General features: G+C 40.4%; 2 protein-coding genes. Both read left to right on the top strand.

Features of this window, described 5'->3' with window-relative positions; translation table 11 throughout:
- The coding region (locus tag VLZ86_RS06405; protein ID WP_325449806.1) for an alpha/beta hydrolase family protein at positions 1 to 954 on the top strand (954 nt) is incomplete at its 5' end.
- A gap of 156 nt (positions 955 to 1110) precedes the next feature.
- On the top strand, positions 1111 to 2957 hold a 1847-nt coding region (locus tag VLZ86_RS06410), incomplete at its 3' end, for a thiamine pyrophosphate-dependent enzyme (RefSeq protein ID WP_325449807.1).

A 2957-nucleotide genomic window follows, 5' to 3' on the forward strand; every position in this document is an offset into this window, starting at 1 on the left:
TTGACCTTCATGACCGGCAATAATGATGTGACACTTTCTCCAGACGAAAAAACGCTCGCTATTTTATATTCGTACAGCAACCAACCTTGGGAGCTTTATTTCAAAAAGAATGACTCCAAATCAAAAGCGGTACAATTGACTTCTGGTCAATCGGAAGTTTTTAAAAGTTATAACTCGCGAGATCCACAACTTATTAGCTTTACGGCACAGGATGGGGCACAGGTTCCTGCGCGACTTTATCTGCCAGAAGCCTCGGTTAAAAACAATGCTGCGGTAGTCTTTGTCCATGGTGCCGGTTATCTTCAAAATGTCCACAAATGGTGGTCGTCCTACTTTAGAGAGTATATGTTCCATAATTTATTGACTGATCTGGGCTATACGGTTATCGATATTGATTACCGCGGAAGCGCAGGATATGGAAGAGATTGGCGGACCGGAATTTACAGACATATGGGTGGAAAAGATTTATCCGATCATGTGGATGGCGTAAAATATCTGATAGAAAACCATGGTGTAGATAAAAATAAAATAGGAATTTACGGAGGTAGCTACGGAGGTTTTATCACCTTGATGGCCTTATTTAACGAAGCTGATACTTTTGCTTCCGGTGCTGCATTGCGCTCCGTAACCGATTGGGCACATTACAATCATGGCTATACATCAAATATTTTGAACGAACCTTTTAACGACCCGATAGCCTATGAACGCTCCTCACCTATTTATTTTGCCGAAGGCTTAAAAGGTGACTTGCTTATTGCACACGGAATTGTAGATATCAACGTGCATTTTCAAGATGTGGTGCGCTTGGCACAGCGCCTGATTGAACTGGGCAAAGACCATTGGGAAATGGCCGTTTATCCGGCAGAAGACCATGGATTTGTTGAGCCAAGCAGTTGGACGGACGAATATAAACGAATTTTAAAACTCTTTAATTCGACCTTGCTCAAAGACTAAACTCAAGAGATAAACATATTGATTATTAGTGCTTAATGTGAAAGCTTATAGAAGTTTTACACATATGGACTGAAAGTTAATTAAAGCTTTATAATCACTTTTGAATTGCAAAACCAGTCCATTTTGACTACTTTTGTTTCAACCAAAAAGCACCTTATGCAAACGACTCCAAAAACAGCCAAAGACATATCCTTCGAAGAATTCCAGTCAGAAATTTTAAGCGACTATAAAATTGTAGTAACCAGTAGGGAATGCAGTTTATTGGGTCGCCGTGAAGTTCTTACCGGAAAGGCAAAGTTTGGAATTTTTGGCGACGGAAAAGAAGTACCGCAATTGGCATGGGCCAAAGTATTTCAAAATGGCGATTTTAGATCAGGATATTACCGGGACCAAACCTTTATGATGGCCATTGGCGAGCTGAGCATTCAGCAGTTTTTTGCCGGATTGTATGGTGATCCGGACATTAACCACGATCCCATGTCTGGCGGGCGTCAAATGGGAGGTCACTTTGGAACTCATAGCTTGGATGAAAAAGGCGAATGGAAAAATCTCCTGAAACAAAAAAACTCGAGTGCGGATATCTCTCCTACTGCTGGGCAAATGCCTCGACTTTTAGGACTGGCACAAGCCTCTAAAATATATCGAAATGTAGAAGGCATTTACAGCCCAAACTTTTCAAATAAAGGGAATGAAGTCGCTTGGGGCACCATCGGAAATGCGAGTACCAGCGAAGGCCTATTTTTTGAAACCATAAATGCCGCAGGGGTTTTGCAAGTTCCCATGGTCATCAGTGTTTGGGATGATGAATACGGAATTTCCGTGCACGCCAAACATCAAACGACCAAAGAAAGTATTTCGGAAATCTTAAAGGGTTTTCAGCGTGACGAAAACACCAAAGGTTACGAAATATTAAAAGTAAAAGGTTGGGACTATGTGGCTTTAGTAGAAACCTATCAACGGGCCTCAAAAATTGCAAGGGAAGAACATGTACCGGTTTTGATTCATGTTGTGGAACTTACGCAACCACAGGGCCATTCCACTTCGGGATCACATGAACGTTACAAATCCAAAAAACGTCTGGATTGGGAAATAGAACACGATTGTATTCATAAAATGCGGGAATGGATTATTACCAATGGCATTTCTACAGAACTGGAATTAGACACGCTCGAAAAAAACATTAAAAAGAACGTCAGAGAAGGTAAAAAAGTTGCTTGGAATGCTTATCAAAATCCTATAAAGGAAGAACAACAAGAAGCGGTTCGACTTATTAATAACTTAGCCAACACAAGTGTCAACAAAGTATTTATTGAGCGTTTATCTTTTGAATTGTCCGATATTTTTGAACCTACCAGAAAAGATATTGCATCGGCTGTTCGGAAATCATTGCGTTATGTGATTTCAGAAAATCCAATAGAAAAACAAGTTTTACAAGATTGGATACATGTATATTTAGAACGAATTCAACCAAAATACAGTTCACATTTATTTAGTCAATCAAAAAAATCGGCCTTATATGTTAAGGAAGTATTGCCTACCTACGACGCTTCGGCAGAAGATGTAGATGGCCGTTTGGTGCTAAGAAATAATTTTGATGTGATCTTCAAAAAACATCCTGAATCCCTAATTTTTGGAGAAGATACTGGAGCCATTGGTGATGTTAACCAAGGACTGGAAGGCTTACAGGAAAAATATGGCGAACTGAGAGTTGCCGATACCGGTATTCGTGAAGCGACTATTCTTGGTCAAGGAATAGGTATGGCCATGCGAGGCCTACGTCCTATTGCCGAAATTCAATATTTGGATTACCTCCTTTATGCGCTTCAGATTATGAGTGATGATCTGGCCACCTTACACTACAGAACACATGGCAAGCAAAAAGCACCGCTTATTGTAAGAACAAGAGGACACAGACTGGAAGGTATCTGGCATTCAGGTTCACAATTGGGAGGCATACTTAATCTAATAAGGGGAATGCATGTTTTAGTACCTAGAAACATGAC

The organism is Gelidibacter sp., from assembly GCF_035515035.1.
GTDB lineage: Bacteria > Bacteroidota > Bacteroidia > Flavobacteriales > Flavobacteriaceae > Gelidibacter.